Raw genomic sequence first — 1560 nt, 5'->3', positions numbered from 1 at the left:
GCCGAATGGTCTGCGCTGCTTGCTTGCATGCTTGTCTCCAGATTGCTCTTGCTATTATTTTGGTAGCTGCTTGCGCACGCACATCAAGCGCTACGGGCCGATTTCTTACAAATACATGGCGCAGATCAAGCGGTGGCCGGGCTTGCTCCCAGCGTCTGCAGTGCGCTGGTGAGCCACTGGCGGCACCACTCGGTGCCTTCTGTTTCGGGCATGGTGCCGCTGCTCGCGTCGTGGCACCAGATGTCGCCGATGCGCTGCGCGCCCAGGTCTGTCAGGCGTTCGTCAAATTTCTTGCCGCCGAAGCAGAAGGTCTGCATATAGGTGCGGTCGCCGAGCGCGATGACGCCGTAGCGCACATGGCCAAGGAACTGCGGGTTGGCGCTCAATGATTCATAGAGGGCGCGGGCGTTGTCGGGCACATCGCCGGAGCCGTAAGTGGAACTGCAGATGAGATAAAGTGCATCTTCTGCCTTTGAAGCGTCGAAGACGCTGATGTCCAGGTTGTCCATCAGTTCGACTTCAATGTCGTTGACCAGGTCTGCGCAATCCATCTGGATGGCCTGTGCCACATAGTCGGCGGTACTGGTCATGGTACCTACAAGGATTTTGAGTTTCATCAAGAAGTCTCCAAATAAAAGATGCAATAAACTGCTTGACATCAATTTAACCTGAAGTATACTGCAATTTAGACGAAATGCAACTGGCAAAGCCCTGAAAGGGCGACTTTTTACACGGGTGCTTCTTGGAAATCATGTCCGAACAGGAATCGAAAGCCACGCTCAGTGAACTGGGCGCCCGCGTTCGTGCGTGGCGCGCGCGCCGGGGCATGACGCGCAAACAGCTGGCGTCGGACTCTGGCCTGAGCGAACGCTTTCTGGCCGATGTGGAAACCGGCAGGGGCAACGTTTCGATCAACTCCCTGGAAGCAGCGGCCCGCGCGCTGAACATCTCTATTCTCGAGCTGCTGCAGGACGCGCCGCGGCCGGCTTTGGCCCGTGTGCAGGGCCTGCTGACGCGGCTGGACGACACCCAGCTTGACCAGGCCTACAGCCTGCTTGGCAGMACCTTCGGCCTCAGCGACTCACTGGGCCGCGAGCAGCGGGTAGCGCTGATCGGCCTGCGCGGCGCCGGCAAGTCCACCTTGGGCAGCCAGCTGGCGGCCGAGCGTGGTGTGCCTTTTATCGAGCTGGACCGCGAGATTGAGCGCGAAGCCGGCACCAGCATGAACGAAATTTTGCTGCTGCACGGACAGGCCGGCTACCGGCGCTATGAGCGCCGCGCGCTGTTCCGCATCGCCGAAGACCACCCGGACGGTGTCGTCATGACCACGGGCGGCAGCATCGTGAGCGAGCGCGAAACCTTCGATTTGCTGCAAAGCCGCTTTTACTGTGTCTGGCTCAAAGCCAGCCCCGAAGAACACATGGCCCGCGTGGTGGCCCAGGGCGACATGCGGCCTTTCGACACAACCCGCGGCGCGACYGACGAGGCGATGGAAGACATCCGCCGCATCCTTTCGAGCCGCGAGGCGCTTTATGCCCGCGCCGACGCCGTGGTTGATAC

At 60.4% G+C, this 1560-nt stretch carries 2 protein-coding genes; one reads left to right on the top strand and one right to left on the bottom strand.

The features are described 5' to 3' along the window. Positions 1-125: 125 nt before the first annotated feature. The gene (locus tag AC1D0Z_RS21395; protein ID WP_477660168.1) at positions 126-617 is read right to left on the bottom strand and encodes a flavodoxin domain-containing protein; all 492 of its coding nucleotides are present in this window, start codon (positions 615-617) and stop codon (positions 126-128) included. A 134-nt stretch (positions 618-751) separates the two neighbouring features. On the opposite strand from AC1D0Z_RS21395, the gene AC1D0Z_RS21390 reads away from it, so the two are divergent. Then, a partial coding sequence (locus AC1D0Z_RS21390) for a helix-turn-helix transcriptional regulator (protein WP_477660167.1) occupies positions 752-1560 on the top strand: 809 nt, incomplete at its 3' end.

This window comes from Polaromonas sp. P1_E3 (assembly GCF_056405935.1).
Note: the sequence above shows the minus strand (reverse complement) of the source record. Positions and strands in the feature narration are given on the sequence as shown.